Below are 15,256 nucleotides of genomic sequence, written 5' to 3'. Positions count from 1 at the left end.
TGGTCGGAGAATCAAACTCACCAGTTCGCGACCGCGAGCCCGTACATGGCGACCCACACCAGGCCGATCACGGCGAGTGCCCTGTCCCGCAGGACGACGTCCTCGGGCTCGCCCGCAGTGCCCCGGTCGGCGAAGACGGCGTAGCGCAGGATCGCCAGGATGAACGCCGTCATGGAGAGCTGCCGCCACGGCAGGACGCTGCCGCTGGCCGCGCTGCCGCCCTCTTCCATGGCCCACAGGCAGTACGCGAGGACCGCGACCCCGGCGGCCAGCTGCCATACGAAGCGCAGGTAGCCGGTGGTGTATTCGGTGAGCAACGCGCGCGTGGCGCCCAGTTTCCCGGAGCTCCCCGACATCTGGACGGCTTCGGAGTAGCGCTTGGCGGAGACCATGAAGAGCGCGCCGAAGCCGGTGGTGATCAGGAACCAGCGCGAGAGCGGGATGTCGAGCGCGATGCCGCCGATCATGGCGCGCATCAGGAAGCCGGTCGTGACGATCGTCAGATCGACGACGAGGACGTGCTTGAGGCTGACGCAGTAGGCGAGTTGCATGCAGACGTACGCGGCCAGGAGCGCGGCCGTCAGCGGGGTGCACAGGAGGGCGGCGGCCGTGGGCGCGAGAACCGCGAGGAGCCCTCCCACGACGTAGGCGACCGGTACCGGCACCTGCCCGGCCGCGACCGGCCTGCGGCACTTGGTGGGGTGGGCGCGGTCGGCGTCCGCGTCCCGCGCGTCGTTGATCAGGTAGACGGCGGAGGCGGCGGCCGTGAACAGCCCGAAGACGATCGCCAGTTGCACGGCGGCGTGGCGCGAGAAGAGCTCGCCGGCCGCCGCGGGGGCCGCGACGACCAGGACGTTCTTCACCCACTGGCGCGGGCGCGCGGTCTTCAGGAGGCCGAGCGGCAGGCCGATGGCGCCCGGGCGTGACGACTGGGGCGGCCGGGGCCGCTCCAGGACGGTGGAGATGCGTTCAGGCATCGACGCGGGCCCCTTTCATCCAGGCGGCTCCCGCGCGCGCGGTGAGCGCGCCGAGCGCCGCGCCCGCGGCGACGTCCGAGGGGTAGTGGACGCCGACGACCATCCGGGAGACGCACATCGCGGCGGCCAGCGGCGGCACGAGCCGGGCGCCGGGCGCAGCGCGCCGTACGCGACGGTGGCCGCGGCGGCCGAAGTGGCGTGCGAGCTGGGGAAGGAGTGCCGCCCGCGGTGCGCACGAGCGGTTCGGCGCTCCCCGTGCCGCCGGGGCGTGGGCGGCGGACGATCCGCTTGACGCCCATGCTGGCCAGGTGGGCGGCGGCGGTCAGCGCGGTGCCGCGCAGCCAGGCGCCGCGCCGCTCGCGGTCCGCGGCGGCGCCCACGAGCCCCGCCGCGATCCAGAGGGCGGCGTGCTCACCGCTCCAGGAGAGGACGCGCGCGGCGGTCGCCACGCGCGGGTCGGTGCCGCAGTCGCGCAGGGCCGACAGCAACCTGTGGTCCATGTCGTACATGTGGCCTCTTTTTCGAAGACATTCGAAGACGTTCGACGTTCGAGAGCTGGGCACCTCGACTCGTCTAGCCAACCTGCCAACCTGCCAATAATTCCGGCAATGTTGAATGACACTCCCTCAATCACCCATTTCGGTGAGAGTACGGATGATCCGTAGCGAAGCACCCTTCACGGGGCGTTACGGTCATTTCCATGCCTGTCGACACCCCCACCCCGCCCCCGACCGAAGCCGTGTCCGTCTCCGGCTGGGGCCGCACCGCCCCGACCACCGCCCTGCTGGTGAGGCCCCGCACACCGGAGGAGGCCGCGGCTGCCGTGCGCGACTGCGGCGAGCGCGGGGGCATCGCCAGAGGCCTCGGCCGGGCGTACGGCGACGCGGCGCAGAACGCGGGCGGCGCGGTCTTCGACATGACGGGCATGGACCGGGTGCGCACCATCGACGCCGAGGCGGGCGTGGTCGTCTGCGACGCGGGGGTCTCCCTGCACCGCCTGATGGAAGTCCTGCTCCCCCTCGGCTGGTTCGTGCCGGTGACCCCAGGGACCCGCTATGTGACGGTCGGCGGAGCCATCGGCGCCGACATCCACGGCAAGAACCACCACGTCTCGGGGTCCTTCTCCCGCCACGTGCTCGCGATGGACCTGCTCACCGCGGACGGCACCATCCGCACCGTCGCGCCCGGCACCCCGCTCTTCGACGCCACGGCGGGCGGCATGGGCCTGACCGGCGTCATCCTGTCGGCGACCATCCAACTCCAGCCGGTCGAGACATCCTTGATGAGCGTCGACACGGAACGCGCGACGGACCTCGACGACTTGATGGCCCGCCTGACCGCCACCGACCACCGCTATCGCTACTCCGTGGCCTGGATCGACCTCCTCGCGCGCGGCACCGCCATGGGCCGCTCGGTCCTGACCCGCGGCGACCACGCCCCCCTGGACGCGCTTCCGGCACGGGCACGCGCGCGTAGAGCCCCCCTTGCCTTCCGCCCGGGACAGCTCCCCGCCGCGCCCTCCTTCGTGCCCGAGGGGCTGCTCGGCAAGACCTCGGTGGGCCTCTTCAACGAGCTCTGGTACCGCAAGGCGCCCCGCTCGCGCACCGGTGAGCTCCAGAAGATCTCCGCCTTCTTCCACCCGCTGGACGGCGTCCCGCACTGGAACCGCGTCTACGGCCGCGGCGGCTTCGTGCAGTACCAATTCGTCGTCGGGTACGGCAAGGAGGAGGCTCTGCGCCGCGTCGTACGACGCATCTCCGAGCGCGGCTGCCCGTCCTTCCTCGCCGTACTGAAGCGCTTCGGAGAGGGCGATCCGGGCTGGCTGTCGTTCCCGATGCCCGGCTGGACGCTCGCCCTCGACATCCCGGCCAACCTGCCGGGGCTCAGCGCCTTCCTCGACGAACTCGACGAGGAGGTGGCCGCCGCCGACGGGCGCGTCTACCTCGCCAAGGACTCGCGGCTGCGGCCCGAGATGCTCGCCGCCATGTACCCCCGGCTGGGCGACTTCCGCGCGCTGCGGGCCGATCTCGACCCGCGCGGCGTGTTCCGCTCGGACCTCTCCCGCCGCCTCGCCCTCTAGGAGACCGGACCTCATGAAAGACGCCTTCGGCACCCCCCAGTCCCTGCTCGTCCTCGGCGGCACCTCCGAGATCGGGCTCGCCACCGCGCGCCGCCTCGTCGCCCGCCGCACCCGTACGGTGTGGCTGGCCGGACGGCCGTCCCCCGCCCTGGAGAAGGCCGCCTCCGGGCTGCGCGACATGGGTGCGGACGTGCGCACCGTCGCCTTCGACGCGCTCGACTCCGAGGCCCACGAGGAGAGCCTCGGCAAGATCTTCGCCGAGGGCGACATCGACATGGTGCTGCTCGCCTTCGGCATCCTCGGCGACCAGGCGCGCGACGAGGACGACCCCCTGGCCGCGGTCCGCGTCGCCCAGACCAACTACACCGGGGCGGTCTCCGCGGGTCTGATCTGCGCGCGGGCACTCCAGTCCCAGGGGCACGGCTCCCTGGTGGTGCTCTCCTCTGTGGCGGGCGAGCGGGCACGCCGCTCGAACTTCATCTACGGCTCCAGCAAGGCCGGCCTCGACACCTTCTCCCAGGGCCTCGGCGACGCGCTGTACGGCACCGGGGTGCATGTGATGGTGGTCCGCCCCGGCTTCGTGCGCTCGAAGATGACGGCGGGCCTGGAGGAGGCCCCCATGGCGACCACTCCGGAGGCGGTGGCGGAGGCCATCGAGACCGGCCTGCGGCGCCGCTCGGAGACGGTGTGGGTGCCCGGAGCGCTGCGGGTGGTCATGGCGGCGCTGCGGCACGTGCCGAGGCAGGTGTTCCGGCGGCTGCCGATCTGAGGGCGGCTGCCGCCCGCGCGGTGAGCGGCCGACCCCGGTCAGTGCGCGGGCAGCGTGCCCCGGGCAGCCGGGGAGGGCGTCTGCGGGGGCACCATAGGGCCGCCGCCGAAGTCGAAGTCGCGCAGCTTGCGCCAGACGCCGTCGGAACCCTGCTCGTACAGGGCGAAGCCGGTGCAGGACCACTCGGCCTCGTACTCCGAAAGCTCCTCGTACGCCCGGTCCATGGCCTCCTCGGCGATGCCGTGCGCCACGGTGACATGCGGGTGGTAGGGGAACTGCAGTTCGCGCGCCATCGGCCCCGACGCGTCCCGCACCTGCTCCTGCAACCAGGAGCAGGCCGCCGCGCCCGACACCACCTGTACGTAGACGACGGGCGACAGCGGGCGGAAGGTGCCCGTCCCGGACAGACGCATCGGGAAGGAGCGGCCGGCCGCCGCGACCGAGAGGAGATGCGCCTCGACCGCGGGCAGCGCGGAAGCCTCCACTTCGGTAGGAGGCAGCAGGGTGACGTGGGTGGGGATGCCGTGCGCCGCGGGGTCCCCGAAGCCCGCGCGCCGCTCTTGGAGCAGGCTGCCGTGTGGCTCCGGGACCGCGATCGAGACGCCGATCGTTACGGTCCCCACGTCGTACTCCTGTCGTCGTGTCGATGGGCGGGTGCGCAGCCCTCCGGGCAGCGCGGTGCGCTTGTCGTGCTCGGTCCGGTGCAGCTCAGTGCTTGGCGGGCAGGAAGCCCACCTTGTCGTACGCCTGCGCGAGGGTCTCGGCGGCGACGGCACGCGCCTTCTCCGCGCCCTTGGCCAGGATCGAGTCGAGCGTCTCCGGGTCGTCCAGGTACTCCTGGGTGCGGTTTCGGAACGGGGTCACGAACTCGACCATGACCTCGGCGAGGTCGGTCTTCAGCGCACCGTAGCCCTTGCCGGTGTACTTCTGCTCCAGTTCGGCGATACCGGTGCCGGTGAGCGTGGAGTAGATGCTGAGGAGATTGCTGATGCCGGGCTTGTCGGCCACGTGGTAGCGGATGACCGTGTCCGTGTCGGTGACGGCGCTCTTGACCTTCTTGGCGGTGGCCTTGGGCTCGTCGAGGAGGTTGATGAGCCCCTTCGGCGTGGACGCCGACTTGCTCATCTTGATCGACGGGTCCTGAAGGTCGTAGATCTTCGCCGTCTCCTTGAGGATGTACGCCGACGGCACCGTGAACGTCTCCCCGAAGCGGCCGTTGAAACGCTCGGCGAGGTCACGGGTGAGCTCGACGTGCTGGCGCTGGTCCTCGCCGACCGGGACCTCGTTGGCCTGGTACAGCAGGATGTCCGCGACCTGGAGGACGGGGTACGTGAACAGGCCGACCGAGGCGCGGTCGGCGCCCTGCTTGGCGGCCTTGTCCTTGAACTGCGTCATGCGGGAGGCCTCGCCGAAGCCGGTGAGGCAGTTCATGACCCAGGCCAGCTGGGCGTGCTCGGGCACGTGGCTCTGGACGAAGAGCGTGCAGCGCTCCGGGTCGAGCCCGGCGGCGAGCAGCTGGGCGGCGGCGAGCCGGGTGTTGGCGCGCAGCTCGGCGGGGTCCTGCGGGACGGTGATCGCGTGCAGGTCGACCACCATGTAGAAGGCGTCGTGGGACTCCTGCAACGCCACCCACTGGCGGACGGCGCCGAGGTAGTTGCCGAGGTGGAACGAGCCGGCGGTGGGCTGGATTCCGGAGAGCACACGAGGTCGTTCAGAGGCCATGCCGCCCATTCTCTCAGGTGAGTCTCATAGCTCGGAAACAGGCTGGGGACGGGTGGGAGCCGATCACACCCGTCCGGTGTATCAAGAGTGTGAGGACACAGGGTGGCCGATGAGACGAGGAACACAGTGCCGAGGACCGAGCCGTCGAAGGCTTCTGGCACAAGGCCGAGGACCCGGCCGCGCTGCGCGCGCTGCTGAAGAGGATCGACGTGCTCGGCAAGGCCTCGGCCGACGGCAGGGCCGGGATACCGCCGCCGACGTGGTCGCGGCCGGATGGGCAGATCCCGCCGACACGCGCGGCCGACCGGGCGGAAGGTACGGCGGGAGACGCGGCGGAAGGACCGGGGGCCGACGGCGGCATGGGCTGGCGGTGGGCGATACCGGGCGCGGCCGGCGGTGTGGTGGCGGGGGCCGCCGGGGTGCTGCTGCTCCGGCGCCGGGAGCCTCGGGTCGCGGACCCGGGCCCCCGGCAGGAGATCGTGGACGTCCAGGAGGTGTCCTGGCGCCGGGAGGGAGGGGCGGGCGTCAGTCCGTCGGCAGGCCCGGGGCCGGGTGGGCGGACATCAGCTCGGCGACCTCGGCCCTGATCTTCGTCAGGGCGGCCTCGTCACCGGTGCCCGCGGCGGCGACACCGCGGTCGATCCAGTCGGCGACGGTCGCCATGTGCTCGGTGCCCAGACCGCGGGAGGTGAGGGACGGGGTGCCGATGCGGACGCCCGAGGGGTCGAACGGCTTCCTCGGGTCGAACGGCACGGTGTTGTAGTTGACGACGATCCCGGCCCGATCGAGGGCCTTGGCGGCGACCTTGCCCGGGACGTCCTTGGGGGTGAGGTCCATCAGGATCAGGTGGTTGTCGGTGCCGCCCGAGACCAGGTCGAAGCCGCGGGCGAGCAGGGCCTCGGCGAGGGCCTTGGCGTTGTCGACGACCGCGTGGGCGTAGTCGCGGAAGGAGGGGCGGGACGCCTCGTGGAGGGCGACCGCGATGGCCGCGGTGGTCTGGTTGTGCGGGCCGCCCTGGAGGCCGGGGAAGACCGCCTTGTCGATGGCCTTGGCGTGCTCCTCGCGGGACATGAGCATGGCGCCGCGCGGGCCGCGCAGGGTCTTGTGGGTCGTCGTGGAGATCACGTCGGCGTGCGGCACCGGTGACGGGTGGGCGCCGCCCGCGATCAGGCCGGCGATGTGCGCGATGTCGGCGACCAGCACGGATCCTGCCTCGCGGGCGATCTCGGCGAAGGCGGCGAAGTCGATGGTGCGAGGGAGGGCGGTGCCACCGCAGAAGATCAGCTTGGGGCGTTCCTTCAGGGCGAGGTCGCGGACCTCGTCGAAGTCGATGAGCCCGGTGTCCTGGCGGACGCCGTACTGCACGCCGCGGAACCACTTGCCGGTGGCGGAGACGCCCCAGCCGTGGGTGAGGTGGCCGCCCATGGGCAGGGCCATGCCCATCACGGTGTCGCCGGGCTCGGCGAAGGCGAGGTAGACGGCGAGGTTGGCGGGGGAGCCGGAGTAGGGCTGGACGTTGGCGTGCTCGACGCCGAAGACGGCCTTGGCGCGGGCGACCGCCAGGAGCTCGACGGGGTCGATGTTCTGCTGGCCCTCGTAGTAGCGGCGGCCCGGGTAGCCCTCGCTGTACTTGTTCTGAAGGACGGTGCCGGAGGCTTCGAGGACGGCGGAGGAGACGTAGTTCTCGCTGGGGATCAGCCGCAGCGTGTCGGCCTGGAGCTGCTCCTCGGCGCCGACGAGGGCGGCGAGTTCCGGGTCCTCGGCGGCGAGGGCGGGGTGATGCTGAGCGGAAGAGGAAGGGAGAGTCATGGCGTCCTCCGGGGCGAGCGGTGAGTGTCCGGTCGTGGTCCCGGGGTGCCCAGGCGGGCGGCACCTCGAAGGTTCTGCCTCGCACGGCTTCCTCGGGGTTCATTCCCCGTGCGCCAGTCGCCGTGCTGTTGGAGCCACCATAGCTGGCACGCCGTTACGGCAGGTTTCTTCGTCCGCGATGCGAGCGACGATGGAACGATAGGACCGCGCACTCGGAACACCAGGCAGAACGTGCACCACCCGGCAGAACTTGGACCACCCGGCCGCCACCATCGCGCCGCGCCGCAGGACGAACGGAGACCCCGTGTCGACTATGCCAACCCCCTTCGCGTCACCTTCCGCAGGTTCGTCAGCACCCTCATCGGGGACGATCGGCGGCTCGGCCACCAGTTCGGCCGCCGGCTCGGCCACCGGCTCGGCCACCGAGAAGTTCATCGCGTCGGCCGAGGCGCACAGCGCGCACAATTACCACCCGCTGCCCATCGTGGTCGCCTCGGCCGAGGGCGCCTGGATGACCGATGTCGAGGGGCGCCGCTACCTCGACATGCTCGCCGGGTACTCCGCGCTCAACTTCGGGCACGGCAACCGCCGCCTGATCGAGGCCGCCAAGGCGCAGCTGGACCGCGTGACGCTGACCTCGCGGGCCTTCCACCACGACCGTTTCGCCGAGTTCTGTACGCGCCTGGCCGAGCTGTGCGGCAAGGAGATGGTGCTGCCGATGAACACGGGCGCGGAGGCCGTCGAGACGGCCGTGAAGACCGCGCGCAAGTGGGGGTACCGGGTCAAGGGCGTGCCGGACGGGCGGGCGAAGATCGTCGTCGCGGCCGAGAACTTCCACGGCCGGACCACGACCATCGTCAGCTTCTCCACGGACGAGGAGGCGCGGGCGGACTTCGGGCCGTACACGCCGGGGTTCGAGATCGTGCCGTACGGGGATCTGGCGGCGCTGCGGGCCGCGGTCACCGACGAGACGGTGGCGGTGCTCCTGGAGCCGATCCAGGGCGAGGCAGGGGTGCTGGTGCCGCCCCCCGGGTATCTGGCGGGGGTCAGGGAGCTGACCCGCGAGCGCGGGGTGCTCTTCATGGCGGACGAGATCCAGTCGGGGCTCGGCCGGACGGGCCGGACGTTCGCGTGTGAGCACGAGGGCGTGGTGCCGGACGTGTACCTGCTGGGCAAGGCGCTCGGGGGCGGGGTCGTGCCGGTGTCGGCGGTGGTCGCGGACGCCGATGTCCTCGGGGTGTTCAAGCCGGGTGAGCACGGGTCGACGTTCGGCGGCAACCCCCTCGCCTGTGCCGTGGGCCTTGAGGTGGTCGACATGCTCTCGACGGGCGAGTTCCAGCAGCGGGCGACGGAGCTGGGCGACCATCTGCACGCCGAGCTGGGCCTGCTGACCGGGGCCGGCAAGGTGACGGAGGTGCGTGGGCGCGGGCTGTGGGCGGGCGTCGACATCGCCCCGTCGCACGGCACGGGCCGGGAGGTGTCCGAGAAGCTGATGGAGCGCGGGGTGCTGGTCAAGGACACGCACGGCGCGACGATCCGTATCGCTCCCCCGCTGGTGATCAGCAAGGAGGATCTGGACTGGGGGCTCGACCAGCTGCGGGCGGTCCTGAGCTGACGGGGGCGGGGCTCCGCCCCGCCGGCCAGGCTGCCGACCGGCTCGGACCCTTCCGGCTCGGGTCAGAGGATCACGTGGGGGAGGAACCGCGCGTACTCGTCCGTGATCAGGCCCGAGGACTCCCTGATGCCGAGCCCGGCCGCCTCGTCCTCGACGACCCAGGCGCCGAGGACGACCCGGTTGCCGTCGAAGTCCGGCAGGGGGGCCAATTCCTGGTAGCAGCAGGGCTGTTCGGGCCGGACAGGGGCGGAGTCCGGTTCGTGCACCGTGACGCCGGCGCCCTCGCGGCCGAGGAGGGGCTTGGCGACGTAGCCGCGCGTGGTGGCCAGTTCGCGGGGGCCGTCCAGGTAGGCGGGGAGCAGGTTCGGGTGGCCCGGGTACAGCTCCCAGAGGACGGCGAGGAGGGCCTTGTTGGAGAGGAGCATCTTCCAGGCGGGTTCGATCCACAGCGTCGAGCCGGTCCCGCCGCCGTTGTCGAGGGTCTCCAGGACGTGCGGCGCGAAGCGGTCCGTGGTCAGCCATTCCCACGGGTAGAGCTTGAAGCAGGAGCGTATGAAGCGGAGCTTCTTGTCGACGAAGCGGCGCGAGAGGCGGTCCCAGCCGATGTCCTCCATGGAGATGGAGTCCGTGGCGAGACCCGCCTGTTGGGCCGTCTCGCGCAGATAGGCGACGGTCATCAGGTCCTCGCCGAGTTCGTCGGCGGCGGAGTGCGCGAAGTAGAGGGGGCCGCCGGGCGGCAGCAGGTCGGCCTGTTTCCGCCAGGCGTCGACGAGGCGTTCGTGGAGGGAGTTCCACTGGTCGGCGCCCGGGAAGCGCTCCTCCATCCAGAACCACTGCGGGCTCGCGGCCTCGACGAGGGAGGTGGGGGTGTCGGCGTTGTACTCCAGCATCTTGGCCGGGCCCGTGCCGTCGTAGCGCAGGTCGAAGCGGCCGTAGAGGGAGGGGAGTTCGGCGCGGCGGTGCCAGGCCTCGGTGACGGCGTCCGCCACGCGCGGGTCCGTGATGCCGAGGTCGGCCAGGCGGTCGTGATCGACGAGGTGCGCGGCGGCGGCCAGGCACATCGCGTGGAGTTCCTCGACGATTTCCTCCAGTGCCTCGACCTCGGGGAGCGAGAAGACGTAGTAGGCGCTCTCGTCCCAGTAGGGGCGCAGGGTGTCGTCGGGGTAGCGGGTGAGGGGGTAGACGAGTCCCTGGTCCTCGACGGTCCGCTGCCAGCCGGGGCGGGGTTCGATGGTGCGGCGTTCCATGGTGTGCGGAGTCCCTGCCGGTCAGCCGCCGCCGCTGCCGCTGCCACCGCTGCCGTCGCCCGAGCAGCCGAAGCCGTCGCGGTCCACGGCCTCGCTGCGGCTGAAGGTGCCTAGGTCGGCGTAGCGGCCGTCGACCTCGGCGTCGTAGTACCAGGCGGGGTCGATGCGGCCCGGGGTCCTGCCGGTGCCGTAGGAGCCGGTGTTCGACTTGCGGCCCTTGCCCGTGGAGGACCCGGCGGTCGTCTTGCAGTGCTTGTCACTGACGATCTTGTAGCCGAGGAAGCCGTCGTAGCTGTCCCGGTCCACGCAGCGGCGGTCCGGTTCCGAGCCGCAGGAGGTCAGGGCCGCCGCGAGGACGCCCATGCCGCCGAGCACGACCGTGCTGGACCGCAGGCGGCGCGGCTTCGTCTGTTTCATCCGTGCCGGCTGCGGTTGTTCGGTTCGCTGCGGCGGCTGCCGGTCTGCTTGTCCGGTCGGCGGCTGGTGCTCGGGCGTCCGTATCTGTTGCTGGGCCGTGGGCGTCTGTGGCTGGGCCGTCGGCGGCTGTTGCTCAACCATCCGTTCTGCTCCCCCGTGGAAGTTGGTGCGTGTGATCGGCGGTCAGCCTAGTGGCCTGCGTCTCTGCGGCCTCTTTGGCCTCCCTCGACCATCCCCTGCGGGCGCGTCGTGGTTGCTCGCGCCGTTCCCCGCGCCCCTGACGGGGGCGCACCCCCGCCCGGCCGAGCCGCACCGCCGAGGCCCGGCACGCGCCCCGCCCCTCCCCGGCCTACTTCCCCAGCAGTTCGAACAGGCTGGAGAAGCCCTGGTCGCCATGGCCCTCGGTTATGCGGCGGGTCATCAGGGTCTTGACCTCCCGCATCCGTACCGACTCCACGCCGACGGACTCCCGGTGGCTGATCAGGTCGTCCATCAGGGCGGCCTGGACGTCGAGCGAGCCGAGGTCCGGCCCGTACTCGCCGCTCTTGACCGCCTCGGCCATCGAGGTCAGCAGTGGCGGGTAGGCGGCGACCGAAGCCGCGAGGCGGTCGGTGAACCCGGTGACGTCGACGCCCTCCGCCTGGACCAGCTTGAGCGTGTGGAGAAAGCCGATGAGCAGCTCGAAGCCCATCGCGACCTGGGCCATGAACTCCACGGCCGCCGCACCGGGGTCCTCGCCGTGGTACACGACGCCGCCCAGCACCCGAAGCGTCGGCTCGTGGGCCTCGTAGGCGGCGCGGGAGCCGCTGAACGGGAACACGACGTGGGGCTTGCCGACGTCCGGCGGGTCGCCCATGACCTTGCCGTCGATGTACTCCGCGCCGCGCTCGCCCGCCCAGCGCTCGTACGCCCGCGCCTGGGCGGGAGAGCCGCTCGTGACGTTCACCAGGACCTTGCCCGCGACCGCCGTGTCGACCGAGGCCAGCACCTCGTCGACCGCCGTGCCGTCGAGCAGGCAGATCACGACGAGCGGGCTCGCCGCCACCGCCTCCGCCGCCGTGGCGGCCGCGGTGGCACCCGCCTCGACCAGTGGCGCGCTCTTGGACGCGGTCCGGTTCCAGACCGTGGTGCGAAATCCGTGCTCCACGAACGTCCGGGCGATCGCTGAGCCCATGTCACCGAGCCCGAGCACGGTGACCTTCCTTGCCGCACCCTCTGCCGGCACCGACGTCGTCGTCATGCTGTCCCCCTTCTCCGGCGGCGGGCCGGGAGCCCGTTCCGCTCGCGGGGAACGCTAGTTGGGCGCCTCGGGGGCGGGATCAGCCGCAGGGCCGAGGGGGTCTAGGGCTTTGGGCTCGGGCCCACCGGACGAGGACGTACCCGTCCCGCCACATCACGGCAGCACCCGGCACAACGCCTCCAGCGCCCCCGCCCACGCGTGCTCCGCGGGCGTCCCGTACCCCACGACCAGCGCGTCCTGCCGCCGCACCGCCGCGAGCGGATGGCGGAAGCGGGAGAGCCCCTGGACCGCGAGCCGCTCCCAGTTGGCGGCCTGGACGACGGATTGCTCGGTGCCCGGCGGGAGTTCGAGGACCGCGTGGAGGCCCGCGGCGATGCCCGTGGCGCGGGTCTCGGGGGACCGTTCGGCGAGAGCGGCCACCAACTGGTCGCGGCGGCGCCGGTAGCGCAGGCGGGCGGCGCGGACATGACGGTCGTACGCACCCGAGGTGAGGAACTCCGCGAGGGTCAGCTGGTCGAGTGCGCTGCCCGACCATCCAGCGGCGTCCTTCTCGCCGACGACCTCGTCGCGCAGCCCCGAGGGCACCACCATCCAGCCCAGGCGCAGGCCGGGGGCGAGGGACTTGCTTGCCGTGCCGAGGTAGACCACGCGTTCGGGGTCGAGGCCCTGGAGCGCGCCGACGGGCTGGCGGTCGTAGCGGAACTCGCCGTCGTAGTCGTCCTCCAGGATCACCCCGCCCTCGCGCCGCGCCCAGTCCACGGCCGCCGCGCGCCGGTCGGGGTGCAGCGGCGAACCCATCGGGAACTGGTGCGCGGGAGTGAGCAGCACCGCCTTCGCCGGGCCCCGCTCCAGCCCCGCGACGTCCGTGCCGAGCCCGTCGAAGGCGAGCGGCGCCGTGCGCAGCCCGGCGCGGTGCAGGAGGTTCCAGTGGATGTCCAGGCCGTACGACTCCACGGCCGCGTCCCGCAGCCCGCGTGCCCGCAGGACCCGGCCGAGGATGGACAAGCCGTGCACGAACCCTGCGGTGATGACGGTGCGGTCGGGGTCCGTGGACACGCCCCGGGCCCGCGCGAGGTAGCCGGCGAGGGCCTCGCGCAGTTCGATGCGGCCGCGCGGATCGCCGTACCCGAACGCGGCGTTGGGCGCCGCCGCCAGCGCGCGGCGGGCCGCCTTGAGCCACTCCGCGCGCGGGAAGGAGGAGAGGTCGGGGTGCCGGGGTGCAGGTCGTACGTCGGCGCCCCGGCGGGCCTGCGGGCGGGCGCGGGCCGCACCGGCGGCGCGACCGGGCGCTCGGCGACGCGCGTGCCCGAGCCCTGGCGGGCGGTGAGCCAGCCTTCGGCGACGAGGTCGGCGTAGGCGTCGGCGACGGTGTTGCGGGCGATGCCGAGGTCGACGGCGAGGGAGCGGGACGAGGGCAGCCGGGTGCCGGGAGCGAGGCGGCCGCCGCGGACCGCCTCGCGCAGAGCGTCGGTCAGGCCCTTGCGCACACCGCCGCGGGCGGCGTCACCGCCCGTCTCCAGGTGCAGGTCGACGCCCAGAGTGGCCCAAGATTCTCCCATGGAAATGGACCATACCGGTGGGCGACCACGCCCGTAGGGTCGTCGTCATGACGACGAACGAGCACCCCGCCACCACCACCGCCACGAAGGAGTACGTCCACGAGCACACCCCCCGCCTGGCCTGGGCCCAGCACGCCCCCGAGGTCTTCAAGGCCATGATCAGACTCGACGCGGCGGCCCGTAAGGGGCTCGACCCGGTGATCTACGAACTCGTCAAGATCCGCGCCTCGCAGATCAACCGCTGCGCGCTCTGCCTGGACATGCACACCAAGGACGCCCTCGCGGCGGGCGAGAGCGTCGAGCGGATCATCCAGCTCAGCGCGTGGGAGGAGTCTCGGCACTTCTACACGGCCAAGGAAGTCGCCGCGATCGAGCTGACCGACGCGGTGACCGTCCTGACCGACGGCTTCGTGCCGGACGAGGTGTACGAGCGGGCCGCCCAGCACTTCGACGAGGCGGAGCTGACCCAGCTGATCGCCGCGATCGCCGTCATCAACGCGTGGAACCGCTTCGGCGTCTCGACGCGCCAGGTGCCGGGCCACTACAAGGCCGGGGACCACAAGTGACCGCTCGTACCACCTACTTGGACAAGGGCGTCGCCTCCGCGATGTCCGCGCTGAGCGCCGCCGCCAAGCGGGGCCTCGGCGATCCGGCCCTCGCCGAGCTGGTGATGATCCGGGCCTCGCAGGTCAACGCCTGCGCGTTCTGCCTCGACATGCATGTGGAGATCGCCCTCAAGAACGGCGAGAGCGCCAAGCGGATCGCGCTGCTCGACGCGTGGGAGGAGGCCGGTGCGCTGTTCGACGAGCGGGAGCGCGCGGCCCTCGCCCTGACCGAGGCCGTCACCGTCCTCACCGAGGACTTCGTGCCGGACGAGGTGTACGAGCGGGCCGCCCAGCACTTCGACGAGGCCCAGCTCGCCCATTTGCACGGCCTGATCGCCGTCATCAACAGCTGGAACCGGCTGATGGTCAGCCGCCGCATCGAACCCGGGGGGACCTTCTCATGACCGCCGCCACCAACGCCGTCGACACCCTGCGCGCCCTGCACCACGACCGCGCGCCCGGCGACCCGCTGATCCTGCCCGGACCGTGGGACGCCGCGAGCGCCCGGGTCTTCGAGGAGGCCGGCAGCCCCGCGCTCGCCACGCCCAGCGCGGGGATCGCGCTCTCGCTCGGATACGAGGACGGGCAGGTGCCGCCCGACGAGATGTTCGCGGCGGTCACACGTGTCGTACGGTCCGTCTCCGTGCCCGTGAGCGCGGACATCGAGGGCGGCTACGGCCTGCCACCGGAGGAACTGGTGGAGCGGCTCCTCGCGACCGGGGCGGTCGGCTGCAACCTGGAGGACTCCGTCAAGGCGGAGGACGGGACGAGCACGCTCAAGGACCCCGCCGAGCACGCCGACTTCCTCGCGGAGGTACGGGCCGCCGCGGGCGACCGGCTCTTCGTCAACGCGCGCGTGGACACGTTCCTCAGGGGTGTCCCCGGGCCGGAGGCCGCGATCGAGCGGGCCCGCCTGTACGTGGCCGCCGGCGCGGACTGCGTGTACCCGATCCTGGCGCCCGCCGAGGCGATCCCCGCACTGCGGGCGGGCATCGAAGGCCCCCTCAACATGGTGGCGGAGCCGGTCGGCCCGTCCCCGCGGAAGCTGGGGGAGCTGGGCGCCACGCGGATCACCTTCGGGCCCGGCCTGCTGCACCGGAGCCTGACGGCACTGCGGGACATCGCCGACGAGCTGGCCCGCCCCTGAGCCCGGGCTGACGGACCGGCCCTGACACGGCTGTGCCGGGCGCCTTGCCCACAAAGCGCCCGGCACACC

At 72.2% G+C, this 15,256-nt stretch carries 13 protein-coding genes, 2 pseudogenes and 1 riboswitch; of the genes and pseudogenes, 6 read left to right on the top strand and 9 right to left on the bottom strand.

Going from position 1 to position 15,256, the window contains the following annotated elements; genetic code table 11:
- Positions 1-17 precede the first annotated feature (17 nt).
- Entirely contained in the window at positions 18-977 is a 960-nt protein-coding gene (locus KKZ08_RS23470) for a decaprenyl-phosphate phosphoribosyltransferase (RefSeq protein ID WP_223776322.1), read from the bottom strand.
- Positions 970-1,486, bottom strand: a pseudogene (locus KKZ08_RS23465) (phosphatase PAP2 family protein). Before KKZ08_RS23465 ends, KKZ08_RS23470 begins: the two are co-directional and overlap by 8 nt.
- 191 nt (positions 1,487-1,677) lie before the next feature.
- Between KKZ08_RS23465 and KKZ08_RS23460 the strand changes: the two are divergent.
- On the top strand, positions 1,678-3,057 hold the full coding sequence (locus KKZ08_RS23460; RefSeq protein ID WP_223776321.1) for an FAD-binding oxidoreductase: 1,380 nt from the start codon (positions 1,678-1,680) through the stop codon (positions 3,055-3,057).
- Between the two features lie 13 nt (positions 3,058-3,070).
- Positions 3,071-3,826: a decaprenylphospho-beta-D-erythro-pentofuranosid-2-ulose 2-reductase gene (locus tag KKZ08_RS23455; protein WP_223776320.1), complete on the top strand. Its 756-nt coding sequence runs from the start codon at positions 3,071-3,073 to the stop codon at positions 3,824-3,826.
- 38 nt (positions 3,827-3,864) lie between these two features.
- On the opposite strand, the gene KKZ08_RS23450 is transcribed toward KKZ08_RS23455, so the two are convergent.
- From KKZ08_RS23450 to glyA, 3 genes are all read right to left on the bottom strand, one after another.
- Positions 3,865-4,449: a 2'-5' RNA ligase family protein gene (locus KKZ08_RS23450; protein ID WP_223776319.1), complete on the bottom strand. Its 585-nt coding sequence runs from the start codon at positions 4,447-4,449 to the stop codon at positions 3,865-3,867.
- Between the two features lie 85 nt (positions 4,450-4,534).
- Complete coding sequence (gene trpS / locus KKZ08_RS23445) at positions 4,535-5,548, bottom strand: tryptophan--tRNA ligase (RefSeq protein ID WP_223776318.1); 1,014 nt, start codon at positions 5,546-5,548, stop codon at positions 4,535-4,537.
- A gap of 525 nt (positions 5,549-6,073) precedes the next feature.
- On the bottom strand, positions 6,074-7,357 hold the full coding sequence (gene glyA, locus KKZ08_RS23440) for a serine hydroxymethyltransferase (RefSeq protein ID WP_223776317.1): 1,284 nt from the start codon (positions 7,355-7,357) through the stop codon (positions 6,074-6,076).
- A 40-nt stretch (positions 7,358-7,397) separates the two neighbouring features.
- Positions 7,398-7,488, bottom strand: a riboswitch (ZMP/ZTP riboswitch).
- A 173-nt stretch (positions 7,489-7,661) separates the two neighbouring features.
- On the opposite strand from glyA, the gene rocD reads away from it, so the two are divergent.
- On the top strand, positions 7,662-8,972 hold the full coding sequence (rocD, locus tag KKZ08_RS23435; RefSeq protein WP_223776316.1) for an ornithine--oxo-acid transaminase: 1,311 nt from the start codon (positions 7,662-7,664) through the stop codon (positions 8,970-8,972).
- 62 nt (positions 8,973-9,034) lie between these two features.
- On the opposite strand, the gene KKZ08_RS23430 is transcribed toward rocD, so the two are convergent.
- The 4 genes and pseudogenes from KKZ08_RS23430 to KKZ08_RS23415 all read right to left on the bottom strand — a co-directional run bounded on the left by KKZ08_RS23430 (position 9,035) and on the right by KKZ08_RS23415 (position 13,435).
- A complete protein-coding gene (locus KKZ08_RS23430; RefSeq protein ID WP_223776315.1) occupies positions 9,035-10,219 on the bottom strand; it encodes a glutathionylspermidine synthase family protein in 1,185 nt (394 codons plus the stop codon).
- Positions 10,220-10,240: 21 nt separating this feature from the next.
- Positions 10,241-10,636, bottom strand: coding sequence for a hypothetical protein (locus tag KKZ08_RS23425; RefSeq protein ID WP_223776314.1), 396 nt, complete (start codon positions 10,634-10,636; stop codon positions 10,241-10,243).
- Positions 10,637-10,985: 349 nt separating this feature from the next.
- Positions 10,986-11,876, bottom strand: coding sequence for an NAD(P)-binding domain-containing protein (locus KKZ08_RS23420; protein WP_223776313.1), 891 nt, complete (start codon positions 11,874-11,876; stop codon positions 10,986-10,988).
- Between the two features lie 153 nt (positions 11,877-12,029).
- Positions 12,030-13,435 (bottom strand): annotated as a pseudogene (locus KKZ08_RS23415) (PLP-dependent aminotransferase family protein).
- 47 nt (positions 13,436-13,482) lie between these two features.
- On the opposite strand from KKZ08_RS23415, the gene KKZ08_RS23410 reads away from it, so the two are divergent.
- The 3 genes from KKZ08_RS23410 to KKZ08_RS23400 are packed head-to-tail and all read left to right on the top strand — an operon-like array spanning position 13,483 to position 15,187.
- Positions 13,483-14,001, top strand: coding sequence for a carboxymuconolactone decarboxylase family protein (locus KKZ08_RS23410; protein ID WP_223776312.1), 519 nt, complete (start codon positions 13,483-13,485; stop codon positions 13,999-14,001).
- Entirely contained in the window at positions 13,998-14,444 is a 447-nt protein-coding gene (locus KKZ08_RS23405; RefSeq protein ID WP_223776311.1) for a carboxymuconolactone decarboxylase family protein, read from the top strand. Before KKZ08_RS23410 ends, KKZ08_RS23405 begins: the two co-directional genes overlap by 4 nt.
- The gene (locus KKZ08_RS23400; RefSeq protein WP_223776310.1) at positions 14,441-15,187 is read left to right on the top strand and encodes an isocitrate lyase/phosphoenolpyruvate mutase family protein; all 747 of its coding nucleotides are present in this window, start codon (positions 14,441-14,443) and stop codon (positions 15,185-15,187) included. The genes KKZ08_RS23405 and KKZ08_RS23400 overlap by 4 nt, the downstream gene beginning before the upstream one ends.
- The last annotated feature ends 69 nt before the right edge of the window (positions 15,188-15,256 follow it).

It is taken from the genome of Streptomyces sp. 135, assembly GCF_020026305.1.
Taxonomy (GTDB): Bacteria; Actinomycetota; Actinomycetes; order Streptomycetales; family Streptomycetaceae; genus Streptomyces.
Note: the sequence above shows the minus strand (reverse complement) of the source record. Positions and strands in the feature narration are given on the sequence as shown.